At 42.3% G+C, this 14,934-nt stretch carries 8 protein-coding genes; 1 reads left to right on the top strand and 7 read right to left on the bottom strand.

Features of this window, described 5'->3' with window-relative positions; all coding sequences use genetic code 11:
• Positions 1–112: 112 nt before the first annotated feature.
• Positions 113–2,749: a family 78 glycoside hydrolase catalytic domain gene (locus tag NQ505_RS03915; RefSeq protein ID WP_008998207.1), complete on the bottom strand. Its 2,637-nt coding sequence runs from the start codon at positions 2,747–2,749 to the stop codon at positions 113–115.
• 125 nt (positions 2,750–2,874) lie between these two features.
• Positions 2,875–3,885 carry a LacI family DNA-binding transcriptional regulator gene (locus NQ505_RS03910; RefSeq protein WP_004310382.1) on the bottom strand — a complete coding sequence of 337 codons (1,011 nt, stop codon included), beginning with the start codon at positions 3,883–3,885 and terminating at the stop codon, positions 2,875–2,877.
• Between the two features lie 187 nt (positions 3,886–4,072).
• Between NQ505_RS03910 and NQ505_RS03905 the strand changes: the two genes are divergently transcribed.
• Complete coding sequence (locus NQ505_RS03905; RefSeq protein ID WP_008998206.1) at positions 4,073–4,714, top strand: carbohydrate-binding family 9-like protein; 642 nt, start codon at positions 4,073–4,075, stop codon at positions 4,712–4,714.
• A gap of 84 nt (positions 4,715–4,798) precedes the next feature.
• On the opposite strand, the gene lpxA is transcribed toward NQ505_RS03905, so the two are convergent.
• The 5 genes from lpxA to NQ505_RS03880 all read right to left on the bottom strand — a co-directional run bounded on the left by lpxA (position 4,799) and on the right by NQ505_RS03880 (position 14,905).
• Entirely contained in the window at positions 4,799–5,569 is a 771-nt protein-coding gene (gene lpxA / locus NQ505_RS03900) for an acyl-ACP--UDP-N-acetylglucosamine O-acyltransferase (RefSeq protein ID WP_004307481.1), read from the bottom strand.
• Positions 5,570–5,587: 18 nt separating this feature from the next.
• Positions 5,588–6,979 (bottom strand): TolC family protein, encoded by a 1,392-nt coding sequence (locus NQ505_RS03895; RefSeq protein WP_004307480.1) that lies wholly within the window; start codon positions 6,977–6,979, stop codon positions 5,588–5,590.
• Positions 6,980–6,990: 11 nt separating this feature from the next.
• Positions 6,991–10,422 (bottom strand): efflux RND transporter permease subunit, encoded by a 3,432-nt coding sequence (locus NQ505_RS03890; protein ID WP_008998205.1) that lies wholly within the window; start codon positions 10,420–10,422, stop codon positions 6,991–6,993.
• A 15-nt stretch (positions 10,423–10,437) separates the two neighbouring features.
• Entirely contained in the window at positions 10,438–11,613 is a 1,176-nt protein-coding gene (locus NQ505_RS03885) for an efflux RND transporter periplasmic adaptor subunit (RefSeq protein ID WP_032841908.1), read from the bottom strand.
• Positions 11,614–11,797: 184 nt separating this feature from the next.
• A complete protein-coding gene (locus NQ505_RS03880) occupies positions 11,798–14,905 on the bottom strand; it encodes a glycoside hydrolase family 2 TIM barrel-domain containing protein (protein ID WP_008998204.1) in 3,108 nt (1,035 codons plus the stop codon).
• Positions 14,906–14,934 lie beyond the last annotated feature (29 nt).

Here is a 14,934-nt window from a genome sequence, read left to right as displayed (position 1 = left end):
TTTGATTGATGGTGTGACAAAGTAACTAGTGTTATATTTTTATAGTATTACATAACGGTCTCATTTTTGCTTCTTTATATACCTCTATTAAACCTCCTTTCTTTTGTTTCAATTAAAATGTGAGTTGATGTTTTCCTGACCTTAAATCTATCTTTTTACCATTATATTCTACTGTTGCATTCGTATTGACTGGGATCGTGACTTTGAGAATCACTTGTTCTCCTTTACGTTCCCATTCAGAACGAATGATTCCGTTTACAGATTTATATTCTGCTTTTACCCAGTCAAGACCTTTTACGAAATGAGGTTGGATAAGAATATGTTTGAATCCGGGTTTCTGTTCATCATAATTAATGCCTGCCAATATATTGTACATCCATGCATTAATGTCTCCAAGAAACATGTGATTTACGGAGGCATCTCTAAATTCAGGTGAAAGTATCCATGTTTCTGCTAGTGTAGTGAAACCTTGTTTTATCCAATTGCCCCAAGATGGAGCTTCTTCTTGTGCGGCCATCTGATATGCCAAGTCAGCATATCCATATTTGGAAAGCATCCGCAGGACTGTTTTACTGCCTAAAACTCCAAAATCGAGCAGGTTTTTATTGGCTTTTATCATCGTAGAAAGATTATCTGCAACCTGCTGTTCGTATTCTTTAGGAACGATTCCAAGGTATAAGGCAACTCCTTGTGCTGCTTGCGAACCATTGGCATAAATAGCTTTGGATGTGTCGAAGTATTTGTGATTGATAAGCAATTTCAATTCTTCTGCTTTCTTAGCATAACTACTACCATCTTTTCCAATGAGTTCTGCAAATTTAGCCATATACAGATTGTCTAAATAATAATAGCAGGTAGTGGTGAATTCTGTAGGGGTTTGTGTTTTATGGAATACCCAGTCACCAATTCCGTAAGTTACGGTTCCTTCCGCGTCCTCGCGTCCTGCGAGGTAGGCAAGGTATTTGGTGCATACAGGCCATAGTTTTTCGATGCTTCTTGTATCTCCATAGTAGTGGTAAATTGCCATTGGCACGATAAACATGGCAGCATCCCATACAGGACCTATCCAGTCATCATAGCCCCATCCGGAACTAGGAATGATTCCCGATATACGTCCTTCTTCATTTTGATTATCAATCATATCATCCAGCCATTTTTCATAGAAAGTAATACCATCGAAGTTTAATAATCCTAAATCCATTGTTATGTGTGCATCGGCAGTCCATCCATTTTTCTCTCGTTGGGGACAGTCAGTCGGGATACTCATCAGATTTGATAAATATGATTGATTAGCAGCTTTCCATATTTTATTTAATAGTTCATTTGAACAACTGAATTTACCAACAGGAGGAACAGCCGTATGTATGAATTGAGCGGTTAAGCTCTCTTTAGTAAGTTTTACAGGACGATCTGAACGAACTTCTACATATTGAAATCCATGATATGTAAAATCTGGAGTGAATGTACCTTGTTTTCCGTCCAATATATAAGTGTCTGTTTGAAAAGCGAGGCCAGGTAATGGTTTGTAGTAAATATCTAAGTTGCGCATTTCCAAGCGTCCGTTATCTTTTAGCAATTCGCCGTGTTGCATACTGACTTTAGTGCCTTTCTTGCCATTGATAGAAAGAGTACAGACCCCTGACATATTAACTCCAAAATCGTATACATAGACTGTATCACCAAAAGAACGCATATTGATTGGAGTGATAAATTGTTCCGTTTCAATAGCAGGCATGTTTTGTGATACTAGTAGGGGAGAAGGGGCAGCCACCTGAATTGCATTTGTCCATTTAGAGTCATCAAAACCCGGTTTGTCCCATCCAGCAATTGCAAGACATGCATCATAGGTATCACCACTATAAATATTGTTTTGTATATAAGGACCGGTACTCGTTTTCCAAGTAGAATCTGAATGGATGGTTTGCTTTTCTCCATTTTTATATAATATCTCCATTTCGCAGATCATTCTTGGGCGGTTACGCCAGCGGGCTTGCTCATAGCTCCATGTTGCTACAGGGGCCGATTCGTTGTAGAATCCGTTCCCAAGTATTGCAGATAGTACGTTCTCTCCTTTGAGCAGTTGTGAAGTGACGTCGTATGTGTTATACAGATTTCTTTTATCATAATGAGTAAAACCCGGATTGAGATGTGATGATGTTATTGATTTACCATTTAATGTCATTTTATAATATGCAGCGGCACTTACATATAATCTTGCTTGTTGTATATCATCTTGAGCGATAAACGACTTGCGCAACATGGGCGCTGGCGTATAATCTTTATCATGATTATCAGTAATCCATACTCCTGTCCAGTCACTTTGGTTGAGTTGAGCTGTTTCAAAACTGGATATAGGAGAGATAATCTTATGTTCCTTTGTTCTATCCCATGCTATTACTTGCCAGTAATAACGAGTTCTGGATTTCAATTTTTCTGATCCTTGATAGGTCGCATGAGGAGTGTCAGAGTAAATAGTGTCAGATTGCCAGCTATTATCGGATGAGTTTCTCAAATCTTGTTCCCGGGTGGCGATATATAGCTGATAGCTGTCTTGAGAAAACTCTGTTGCATCTTCATTATTGGTTGTGTAATTCCAAGTAAAACGCGGTGCTGGTGAATCAATGCCAATTGGAGAAATTTGATATTCACATCGCATATTTTCAATATCAATGTTGTTACTGCTGCATGCCCATACTAGAAGTCCTAATAGAGCCAGCATGTATTTTTCATTTTTAATTTGGAACTTCATAATTCTGTATCTTTATGTTAATAATTAGAGGGCTATTTTCTTTATTGTTACATTTGTTAATTTGATATCATTATTTATTTTTACTAAACCGGTTAAGTGATTGAAGAAAAAATGTAAAATCATGACTAGGGTAATGAACATGGCAGGACAAGTGTTTCTACTTCTTTTTTTTCGGTCGAATTTTCCAAGCGATATTTGATATCGCCAAGTAGAATCCTTACGGCATTCTTACCGATCTCTTCTATTGGCATTCTTGCGATGTTCATATTAGGTGCTAAGACACGGAATGCTGATACTCCATGAATACAAGCCAATTCATATCCTTTATTTATATTGATTCCTTTTTCATAAAAGTAACGGAATGCTTCCAGAGCCAAAATATGGGTTGTGAAGAAGAACCCATCTACATCAGGTACTTTGCTGAATATTTGATCAAGAGTCTTGAAAACATTCTTCTCATAATCAACAAAGGTCACCTCTCCATATAGATCAGGATCAACGGGTAGGTTGGCTTCAATTAAAGCTCTTGCATACCCTTCTCGTCTCATATTCATTGTGCGGAGATGAGGATTCGTGGTAATAATAGCTATTTTAGATGATCCGTTATCGATCATTTTCTTTACTAACTCGTAGCTACTGCCTTCATTGTCAATAATGATGTAGTTTGTCTGCATCTCAGGAAAGTAGCGGTCAAATAAGACTAATGGATAGCCTTCTTTGACTAGATTCTGTATTTCAATTTTAGAAACTTTTGTGGGGGCTACTATAATTCCATCCACCTGTTTCGCTTTGAATAACCGGATCATTCTGTTTTCTCTTTCTATTTCAGATTCAGAGCTACAAATCATTAATGAATAGCCTTGTGTTTCCGCTTCCTTTTCTATAGAACGGGCAACTTTGGAGTAAAAAGAGTCTGTAATATCCGGTATGATTAATCCGATTGTGCCTGATATACCCGTATTTAGGCTTCTGGCTAATAAATTAGGCTGGTAATTCAACTGTTTGGCGCATTGAAAGACTTTTTCTTGTGTAGCAAGACTAATACCTTTTTCATCCCCCTTACCAGAAAGTACCCAAGAGATTGTTGTCTTGGATAATTTTAAGGTTTCTGCTATGTCTTTAAGGGATGTTTTCATAAACAGTATCTATTTAATCGGTTAAGTGATGGCAAATATATGAAAAAATATCTCATTATATAATAGTTGAGCAATATTTAACTAAATATTATTTTTTAATATAATAATTTGCAATTTAAAAATAACATAGAAATAAGGTGTAAACCAAAGAAAGTAACTATATTTGTATCATTCAAACGAAAGATATATGAAAGTAAAGAAAATTAGTGCGGCTAACGTGGAGGCTTGTTCGCTTCCTAAATTATTCGATGAAGAAAAAATAGATTTTCAGCCGGTTCAGTGTGTCAATTGGGCTGAATATCCTTACAAACCTAAAGTGAATTTTCGAATTGCTCACACACAGAACTCGATTTTGCTACATTTTAAAGTGAAAGAGGAGAGTGTACGTGCCAAGTATGGAGAAGATAACGGTTCTGTATGGACTGACTCCTGCGTGGAATTCTTTTCCATACCTGCAGGCGACGGAATCTATTATAATATAGAATGCAATTGCATCGGAACTATTCTGGTGGGTGCCGGACCTGTGCGTAACAACCGCGAACATGCACCGAAAGAGGTGACTGCTCTTGTACAACGCTGGTCTAGTCTGGGTAATCAGCCTTTTGCTGAACGCATCGGTGAAACGGACTGGGAGGTGGCCCTTATTATTCCGTATTCTGTGTTCTTTAAGCACCAGATTGATTCGCTCGACGGAAAGGAGATAAAAGCTAATTTCTATAAATGTGGCGATGAATTGCAGACCCCTCATTTCCTTTCATGGAATCCGATACAGATTGAACAGCCGGATTTCCACCGCCCTGATTTCTTCGGAACGTTGGAGTTTGAATAGTGAATTGAATCTTTGAATTTGAAGATAAAAAAGAAGGTTGATACTTGAAAAAGTATCAACCTTCTTTATATAGACTCACTTTATTTATTTCACAATCCCTCTTTCCGAGTTCTTCACGAAATTTACAATATTCTCGATCTCCTCACTCATAGGAACCTGATCGATGATCTTCTGTACAGCATCCTGAACGCTAAAATTACCCTGATAAATCAAACGGTATGCGTTGGCGATGTGACGGAGGACTCTTTCCGATGTATTGCGATGTTGCGAGAGAACCACAGCATTTACACCGTGATATGCCACCGGATTTCCTGACATGATAACGTATGGAGGCACATCCTTAGATATACGGCATCCACTTTGTACCAGTGTCCAGCTACCTATATGACAATATTGGTGTAAGGTGACATTGCCACTTAGGATAGCGCAGTCATCCAGCATACACTCTCCTGCAATGGTAGTACCTATGCCTACTACACAGTTATTGCTGATTTGTACATCATGGCAAAGGTGTACCTTATCCATTAGGTAGTTTCCATTTCCGATTTTGGTAGCATTGCCGGCAAATGTAGCGCGGCTGATTACCACATTCTCACGAATATCGTTGTTATCTCCAATAATCAGGCTACTTTCTTCTCCTGTGTAGTGGAAATCTTGCGGTTCCGCTCCGAGGACGGCATTCTGATGTACCTTATTTCCTTTTCCCATTTTAGTACCTTGCAAGATACTAGCGTAAGACATGATGACGCAGTCATCTCCGATCTCTACATTCTTTTCGATGTAGGCAAAAGGCAGAACAGTTACATTCTTGCCTAGCTTTGCTTCGGGATCTACGTAAGCTAACGGACTAATCATAATAGTATATGTTTAAAGTTATTCTTCTCTTCCACCACCCAGTGCCTGGTAAAGGCTTACTACTGCCTGCATTCGATCAAAGCAATCAGAAACCTGAGAGATTTGTGCGCTCAGGTAAGACTGTTGTGCAGACAATACTTCCAGGTAGGTTGAGGTCCCTAAGTTAAACAATTCTTTTGTATCTTCCGAAGCTTTTTTAGCAGATTCTACCTGCATTTGGCGAGATTCTACCTTTTCACTGGTCTTTTGGTATAAACTTAGCGCATTGCTAACCTCACTACCAGCATTCAATAAGGCTTGTTGGAAAGATAATTTCGCTTGTTCTTCCTGCGCTTTAGCAGCTTTCAGGCGAGCGATGTTCTGTCCGCGGTAGAACAATGGCTGTGTCAGTGAACCGACAACAGAGGCCAACAATTTGCCGGGATTAACGATTCCGGCTCCTGAATTATTTGTCCATCCTGCTGAACCGCTAAGTGTGATTTGCGGATAGAAAGCGGCACGAGCCGAGTTGGTATTATAATAGCAACTAGCCAATGACATTTCGGCTGCTTTTACGTCCGGACGATTGGATAATAGCTGAATAGGCACACCGGCGGAAAGTTCGGTTGGAAGTACTTGTGCTTCCAATTCACCACGCTTGATGGCATGGGGAGCCTCTCCCAAAAGAGTAGACAGTGCATTTTCCGTTTCGCGGATACTCTGCTCGATATCAGGAATACTGGCAAGTACCTGTGCGTAAGCGGCTTTACTTTGTTCTACACCAGCTGAATTGATGCTATACATGGCCGCATCTTTCATGGCTTCCATCGTTTCTGCATTCTTTTTCAGAATTTCTGCTGTAGCCTTGGTTATTTCCAACTGGCGGTCCAACATCATTAATGTATAATACATATTGGCGACGTTAGAGATAACCTGTGTCTGTACTGCCTGGCGGTAAGCCTTAGTTTGCTTCAGAGTAACCTGGGCACTCCGTTTAGCATTCAGTAGCTGACCAAACAAATCAATTTGCCAACTAGCTGTGACAGGTAATGAATAAGTTTTTGTAGCTGCGTTCTTGTCGAAGCTGCTAATCGTTCCTTGCGGAGACAATCCCAGTGACGGAGCATAAGCCAAACGTGCCGACATCAGGGATGCTTCTGCCGCTTTCACATTCTGTGCAGCAGACAAGAGGTCCGTATTTTGTTTCAGTCCTGCTTCGATGAGTGACTGGAGTTGCGGGTCGGTGAAGACTTCTCTCCACGGCAGATTTCCGAAGTTAGCTGTATCCGAAGCCAGTGTATCATTATCCGCTACCGGATCGCGATACAGGCCGGAAGTAGTGATATCTTCGGGTCTGTCATACGACTTATAGATGTGGCAGCTGCTCAAGAGAGCAGTTGCGCACAACATATATAGAATCTGTTTCTTCATATCGAATTTCATTATTTAGCGTATTGTTCAATCTCTGTTACGGCATCTGCATTGTCAATATCTTCCCATTCCATCGGTTTAACTTTCTCTTGCAGATACTGGAAGATAACAAACAAGGCAGGAACGATGAAAATTTGGCAAATCATACCGATTAACATACCACCGATAGAGGCAGTACCTAGTGTACGGTTACCGTGGGCACCTACACCGAAGGCAAACATCAATGGAAGCAAACCGACTACCATCGCCAATGATGTCATCAGAATCGGGCGGAGACGAGCACCGGCACCCAATACAGCTGCCCAAGTGATACTCATACCCATCTTGCGACGATCTAGGGCGAACTCTACGATCAAGATGGCATTCTTCGCCAACAGACCCATCAACATGATTAACGCGATCTGCATATAGATATTGTTTGACATCGTACCCAGAATCATCTTCAATGCCGAAATATTACCGATAGCACTTACACCATTCACAAACAGGAAACTGCCTAACAGACCGAACGGAATGGATAATAATACGGCCAATGGAAGAATGTAACTTTCGTACTGTGCACTCAACAATAAGTAAACGAATACAAAACAGAGTACAAAAATCAGTCCGGTAGCACTTCCGCTACTTTGAGCCTCTTCACGCGCCATACCTCCTAGTTCATACGTATAACCGGTAGGCAGGTTTTCTTGAGCAACTTCGGCAAGAGCCGTCAATGCCTGACCGGATGTATAACCACTTGCCGGAGCTACCATTACTTTCATAGAGGTATAAAGGTTGAAACGACTAATAATATCCGGACCATATACTTTCTCCACAGAAATGAACTGGGCAATCGGGGCCATCTCGCCTGCACTATTACGCACCTTGATATTTTTTAAAGATTCCAGGTTTTTGCGTGATAACGGATCTGACTGAATCATAACACGATACATCTTACCGAAACGATTGAAGTTGGATGCGTACAAACCTCCGTAATATCCTTGCATAGTAGTGAGGATATCGCTCGGGCTGATGCCAGCTTTTTTACAAGCTGCCGCATCAATGTCAATCATGTATTGCGGGAAATTCGGGTTGAAGGAAGTCTTTGCTGAATTAATTTCCGGACGTGCTTCCAATGCTGCCGTATAATCATTAACCACATCGAAGAATTTGTTCAGATCACCACCGGTCTTATCCTGCATATTCACTTCAATATCCGTAGATGCCGAGTAACCCGGGATCATAGGAGGAGCGAAGAACAATACTTGTGCTTCTTTGATAATCTTCTGTGCACGCATATATAAGGAGCCGACCACAACGTCTGAATTCTGTATCATGGAACGTTCGTCCCAGTCTTTCAGTTTGATAATGAAAGAACCATAGGAAGGTCCCTGACCACCGATAAAGCTGAATCCGGAAATCATTGTACGTGACAATACCGCAGGATCGGAAGCGATCAGACTGTCTACACGTGCCAAAATCTCTTCGGAACGGTCTTGAGAAGTACCCGGAGGTAATGTTACTGCTCCCATCAGTGTTCCGGTATCTTCATTAGGTACCATACCTGTCGGGGTGGTGTTCATGAAGAATACAAGTATCGCAATGGAAGCGACAACTAATCCCATAGACAACCATTTCTTCTGGATAAAGAACAGTACTCGTTTCTTATAACGTTTCAGGATTGATTCGTATGTATCGTTGAATCTGTTTTTAAACTTCTTCGTACTCATTCCAATCAGTGCCAGAACACTAAGCACTACGAAAATAGCAGTAACTATCGGATTGATACTGAACAAACCAAAGATCATGCCGAGAATGGCAATAAGCGTGAAAGTAAGTGTAATTCCCGGATGCAACATCTTCCCGATAGCTTCGGTATATCTGTTGATCATAGTTGTATGGGCTGCCGTATAGGCTACTTTCATACGTTCTTTCAATGTGGAGTCTTCCGTTGTTCCATCTTCTTTTTTGTGAGGTTTCAGAAGAACGGCGCACAAAGCCGGACTCAAAGTCAATGCGTTCAATGCAGACAGACCGATAGCGATAGCCATAGTCATACCGAACTGACGATAGAATGTTCCTGCTGTACCTCCCATGAAACTTACCGGAACGAATACAGCCATCATGACCAACGTAATAGATACGATAGCACCACCCAATTCATTCATGGCATCGATAGAAGCCAGACGGGCAGATGTATAACCTTGGTCAAGCTTGGCATGCACACCCTCGACGACCACAATCGCATCGTCGACCACAATCGCAATAGCAAGCACGAGCGCACATAACGTCAACAAGTTCAAACTGAATCCTACCAGGGACAGGATGAAGAAAGTACCGATCAGAGCTACCGGAATGGCGATAGTCGGAATCAATGTCGAACGTAAATCCTGCAAGAAGATATACACTACGATAAACACCAGGATAAATGCTTCGATCAACGTCTTCAATACTTCATGGATAGAAGCGAAGAGGAAGTCGTTGGCATTCATGGAGATGTTCAGTTTCAATCCGGTAGGTAACGTTTTTGATGCTTCATCCAACAATGCTTCAATATCACTGATGGTCTGTGTCGCATTGGTTCCTGCCATCTGGTATACGATACAAGTCACAGATTTGTGGCCGTCTACCCGGTTGGTAAAGTTATATCCCAAACGGTCCAGCTGAATTTCTGCTATATCTTTCAGACGGAGTACTTCACCGTCAGGAAGAGATTTGATAACGATATTTTCAAACTCTTCAGGCTGTTGCAAACGTCCTTTATAGCGGATAGTATATTGGAAAGTTTGGTTACTTCGTTCACCGAACTGTCCTGGAGCTGCTTCGACATTTTGTTCTGCCAGAGCAGTGGAAACATCACTAGGTACGAGCTTGTATTGTGCCATGACGTCCGGTCGTAACCAGATACGCATAGAATAATCCTGACCCAAAACGTTAGCATCACCTACACCTTGAACACGTTGTACTTGTGGGATTAGGTTGATTTTAGCATAGTTTTCAATAAATGATTCGCTATATGTATCTGTCTCGTCATATAGAGAGAATACTACCAGCATGGAAGTCTGGCGTTTTTGGGTGGTTACACCGACTTTAGTTACTTCGGCAGGCAACAGACCTTGTGCCATAGAGACACGGTTTTGTACATTGACAGCGGCCATGTCCGGGTCTGTTCCTTGTTTAAAATATATGGATATCTCACCGGAACCTGTGTTTGACGCAGTTGAGGTCATATACATCATGTTTTCTACACCGTTGATCTGTTCCTCCAATGGAGCAATCACGGAATTCAATACGGTCGATGCACTGGCTCCCGTATAGGTGGCTCTTACCGAAACGGTAGGAGGCGCGATGTCCGGATACTGCGTGATAGGCAGTGTCGCCAATCCGATAGCCCCCAGGATGACTATCAGGATAGAAATAACGGTTGATAGTACCGGACGGTTAATAAATCTATCTAATTTCATATGATTATCTGATTATTAGTTGAAGGCTGTGGCTAAATTACCGTCGCGTTGGTCTTTCAAATGTTGTTGATAGTTTGCTTCTTTCTGCGCTGGTGTGATAGGTTGAACCTTCTGGCCATCTTTCAGGTTTTGTACTCCTTCGATTACAATTTTATCTCCTGAATTCAAACCGGAAGTAACCAAGTACTCTTTCCCGTTATCCAGATTAAAGATTTTGATTTCTGTATATTTCACTGTGTTGTCCGGTTGCAGAACATAAACGAACTTCTTATCCTGGATTTCTACTGTTGCAGACTGCGGTATAGTGATTACATTCTCCATGGTATAAGGAATCAGAGCGTTTGCCGTGCCTCCACTACGCAATACATGTTCCTTATTCGGGAAGATAGCACGAATGCTTACCGAACCGGTAGATTGGTCGATAACGCCTGTGATAGCGTCTACTTTTCCATCTACATCGTATGTGGAACCGTCGATTAGTTGCAGTTTGATAGTCGGTATCTTGCTGATTTCTTCTTTGATTGTGCTACCGGACTTGGTCATTGCCAGCAATTCCTTTTCTGTCATTGAGAAGTATACGTATACTTCGTCAATTTCGGATACGGTAGTCATCGGTGTAGCGATAGAAGGGCTTACTAGTGCCCCTATACGATAAGGAATATCGTTGATAACACCATCTGACGGGCTTTTAACTTGTGTGAATGACAAGTTCTGTTGAGCAGTGGTCAGTTGTGCTTTTGCCTGTGCCAACTGTGCTTTGGTTTGTGCCAGAGAGTTTTCTGCCATTGCCAGGTCATAGTCACTGATAATTTGCTTCTTGTTCAACTCTTTCTTATTGTCATACGTCATTTGTTGAGTGCTCACTGCTGCTTCGGCTGTAGCAACTGCTGCTTTGGCAGTGCGTACGGCTGCTTCATATTGAGTCGGGTCAACAATGAACAACACTTGTCCCTTACGTACAGTTGCTCCTTCGTCTACACACAGTTTCGTGATGAAGCCCGATACTTGGGGGCGGATTTCTACATCTTGTTTACCTTTGATTGTAGCCGGATAAGCGGTTGTTAAATTGGCAGTTGTTTTTTGTAACTCTTGTACTGCATATTCAGGAGCCTTTCCTGTGTCATTGCCCTTATTGCCACAACTAGACAAGAGGGCTACGCAAAATGCAAATAAAACAATTCTACTTTTCATACTTAATAAATATCTGTTTTTTAATTTAATGCGTTTGTTGCCAGTGTGCTGTTCGTCCATATAGATTAAGGGGGTTAAGGAAGAAAAAGCCGGAAACTAATTCGGTTAAATTAGTTTCCGGCTGCAAAAGTACTTTAAATTCGGTATTCTTGTTCTCTGATACCGTGTTTTTTAACTATGTTTTTTACTTTATTTTATGATATACAGGAGTCATAATAAAACTTAACTCATAATCTTGGTAAGGAAGACGGTATTTTTCCAGTGGTATAGCTCCCCAACTGTTCACACAAGCAAGCCCTGCTTGTGCCTTATCGATACAGAAATTGGTGAAGTCTGCCTTTTCTACTTCCGGTGAGTGACGTTGATCTTTACCGTCACCGTCATCCAATGACTCGATGGTATAATTCAGGGCAGAAGCAGAGAAAGGAGCATCCGATATGAATTGCAATCCGTTACCACTAATGTTCAGAAGTCTCCACCAGCGGATATCCGTTTTGGTTCCGGTTTCCTGCGGGCGGATGTAAGGATAGAATTGTTCTTCTACTGTCTGGCGGTATTTGCCTAGCATGGCTCCGTGGTTACGGTCAGCATAGTTTTCTCCCGGACCACGGCCGTAGTACTCCACCTCATTGAAGTTGACAGGCATACGCATTTGCATACCGAAGCGGAACATTTCAGAAACCTTCTTGCTCTTGTCTGCCACCATCTTCTGCGTAACCTTCACTGCACCTTTATTATTAATAGTATAAGTCAGTGACAATGTTCCACCTATCGATTTCATATCATATTCAGCACGAACCACTGCCTGATCGTTTTCAATAGCATGTTTTAGAGAAGTCAGTTTCAGCTCCGGATTCTTCCATGCAGCATATTTATGTTGCAGTCCGGCTCCGAAATCATTGTCGGTCGGTGCACGCCAGAAGTTAGGAGTCAATGCGCTGCCGTCTTCCATCATTTGCATACCATTGACGTCGTAGCGACAAAGGTAACCATTGTGCTTATTGAAGTCCATAGAGAAGTTTTCACCTTTAACAATCAGGTAATTGCGGTCGTTGTCCAAAATACTGGGCACGATAACCGGAATATTGGAAGCCTGTTGATTTTCCAGTTTCAGTTCCGGTGCTTTGTAGTCGCGGATGCTTAACTGGTCGTAAGCGATAGTCGTTCCTGCTGGCAGCAACGTTTCGGCGGCTTTCAGTTTATAGCTCACATTCAGCAACAATTCCTTGCAAGGACAGATATTCTTCACGTCAAACGGAATTTGCACTTTCACAGTTTGCTGGGGTGCAACTTTCAGGTCGGATACAATGCCTGTTTGCACTACTTCCCCGTTTGCCAGTAATTGCCATTCCATATAATATGCAGAGAGGTCGCGGAAGAAATATTCGTTGAAGATATTGATTTCACCTTTGGCAAGATCCGCAGGAGTAGTCCATATATCCTGATAGAAATAAGCTACTTCATAAGCATGCGGATTAGGCACGCGGTCGGGGCTGATTAAACCGTTATCGTTGAAGTTGTTGTCCGAAGCGTCGTATTTGTTGAAATCACCGCCATAACCATAGATATTTACTCCGTCTTTGTTTTTCCAGTGGCAGGACTGATCTACAAAGTCCCAGATAAATCCACCCTGATATTTCGGATATTTGCGGATGATGTCCCAGTATTCTTTGAATCCTCCCTGTGAATTACCCATTGCGTGCGCGTATTCGCATTGGATTAACGGCTTTTGGATGTCGCCTTCGCTATATTTGATACAAGCGTCGTAGTCATAATACATCGGGCAGAAAATATCGGTGAATTCGCTGGTTCCTGCTTGTTCATACTGTACGGCACGTGTCTTGTCTTCGTTCTTAATCCAAGTGTAGCATTCCTCAAAGTTCGGTCCCATGCCGGCTTCGTTGCCCAGTGACCAGAAGATGATGGACGGATGGTTGTATCCGCGTTGTACATTGCGTTGGTTACGCTCCATGTGAGCTTTAGCGTAACTCGGGTTCTTTGCCAGTGTCTGATCGCCGTAACCCATTCCGTGAGATTCTACGTTGGCTTCGGCCACTACATACAGACCATATTGGTCACAAAGGTCATACCAACGGTTGTCGTCCGGATAATGACAAGTACGTACAGCGTTGATATTCAATTCTTTCATCACTTTGATATCCTGCAACATACGTTCGAGAGAAACGACATAACCGCCGTCCGGGTCCATTTCGTGACGGTCGGCTCCTTTGAAGAGTACCGGTTGCCCGTTGACGAGTATCTGTCCGCCTTTCAGCTCAATCTTGCGGAATCCTACTTTAACGGGGATTACTTCTACTACGTTGTTGCCGTTTTTCAGTGTAGCGGTCAGCGTGTAGAGATTAGGCGTTTCGGCAGTCCATTTGGCCGGGTTGGAGATGGATAGGGTAGTGTTTAATTTGCCAGAGCCTTTCAGGTCGGCAGTTGCTACACTGTTACCTTGAGTATCTGTCAAGTCCAAGGCAACTGTGCCGCTTCCTTTCAGATCAACGGCTATGTTCAGCGTACCGTCTTTATATTGGCTATCCAAATCTGGAGTGAGGCGAATATCTTGGATGTATTTCTTGTCACGTGCGTAAAGATAGCAGTCACGTCCTACGCCAGAGTAGCGGAAGAAGTCCTGATCTTCCAGATAACTGCCGTCGCACCAGCGGAATACCTGGAAAGCAATCACGTTTTTACCCGGTTTCAGGTAGTTGGTCAGGTTGAACTCGGCTTCCAGTTTGCTGTCCTCGCTATATCCTACGTAACGTCCGTTCACCCAAAGGTACATGTTGGAAGTTACCGAGCCGAAATGTGCAAAAATCTCTTTGCCTTTCCAGTCAGCAGGAAGGATGATTTCTTTGCGGTAAGAGCCTACGTGGTTGTTTTCTGTCGGCACTAGCGGAGGGTTGTTTTTGAATTGGCTTCTCCAGGCATATCCTACGTTGACATAGATAGGGTCACCGTAGCCGTTCAACTCCCAAACACCGGGAACTTGAAGATCATCCCAACCTTTGTCGTTGAAATTAGTCTGGTAAAAGTCGGTCGGGCGTGCGTCTGCGTGTCTCACCCAGTTGAATTTCCAAAGACCGTTCAGGGTCATGAAATTTGCGGAATTTTCTTTAATGCCGGCTTTAGCTTCATCAGCCGATGCGAAAGCAAAGTAATTAGTGTGCATAGCGGAGCGGTTTGCGGAATTCACTTCCGGATCTTTCCACTCGTTGAAGCTTTGCGCTTGAATTGCTGTCAGTCCCAATGCAGCCAAGCAGCAAGAGAGTAGTTGTTTCTTCATGGGTTTTTTGTATTAGGTTTGAATTTCGG

Source organism: Bacteroides sp. D2 (genome assembly GCF_025147085.1).
GTDB lineage: Bacteria > Bacteroidota > Bacteroidia > Bacteroidales > Bacteroidaceae > Bacteroides.
This window is presented reverse-complemented; position numbering and strand designations above follow the sequence as displayed.